This window comes from Pseudomonas sp. K5002 (genome assembly GCF_013386655.1).
Classification (GTDB): Bacteria; Pseudomonadota; Gammaproteobacteria; order Pseudomonadales; family Pseudomonadaceae; genus Aquipseudomonas.
Window position 1 is genome coordinate 1 of the sequence record NZ_JACARK010000516.1, and the last position, 820, is coordinate 820.

1 protein-coding gene and 1 pseudogene are annotated in these 820 nt (G+C 63.9%); both read right to left on the reverse strand.

Translation table 11 applies throughout. The features are described 5' to 3' along the window. Positions 1 to 197, reverse strand: a pseudogene (locus HX846_RS22145) (dihydrodipicolinate synthase family protein); the annotation flags it as partial. A 38-nt stretch (positions 198 to 235) separates the two neighbouring features. Further along, the coding region (locus HX846_RS22150) for a proline racemase family protein (RefSeq protein WP_178966096.1) at positions 236 to 820 on the reverse strand (585 nt) is incomplete at its 5' end.

Below are 820 nucleotides of genomic sequence, written 5' to 3' on the forward strand. Positions count from 1 at the left end.
CGCGCCACGCCTTCCTGGCGCTCGGCCTCGGTCAGCAACGGCCAGTCGCCCATGGAGCCGCAGTACACCACCGCGCTCATGCCGATATCGATCAGTTCGCGGCCCTTGGCGACCAGTGCGTCAAAGTCCGGTTTGCGCTGGGCGGTGCACGGCGTCATCAATGCAGGGATGCAACCGGTGAAGATAGTGGTATTCATTGTTTCAGCTCCAGTTTGATTGAAGGGGCGGGGGCGGTTCAGATGCCCCACGCGAAGGGGTCCTGTTCGTCGATCAGCAAGGTGCTGTCGGCGGTCATGTAGGCGCGGCCGGTGATGGAAGGGCGCACACGTTCGCCCTCCCATTCATAGCTGCCTTCGAATTGGCTGCCGGTGATGCTGGCTTGTATCCACGGCTCACCGGCGGCGAGTTTCCCGTCGGCCGCCAGGCATGCGAGCTTGGCGCTGGTGCCGGTGCCGCAGGGCGAGCGGTCGTAGGCCTTGCCTGGGCACATGACAAAGTTGCGGCTGTCGGCCTGGGGGTCGTCGGCGAACAGTTCGATATGGTCGATCAGGGCGCCGTCTTCGCCGTGGATGCCCTGGGCTTCGAGGGCCTTGAGCATTGTCCAGGTGTAGTCGGTCAGGGCTTCGACGTTGTCCATTTCCAGTGCTTGGCCATGATCGGAAACCAGGAAGAACCAATTGCCGCCCCAGGCGATATCGCCGTAGACCAAGCCATGTCCAGGCACTTGCACCGAGACATGCTGGCGATAGCGATAGGCGGGCACATTGCGCAGCGTGACCGCGCCGTCGGCGTGCAACGTGGCGCTCACCGGGCCGACCGG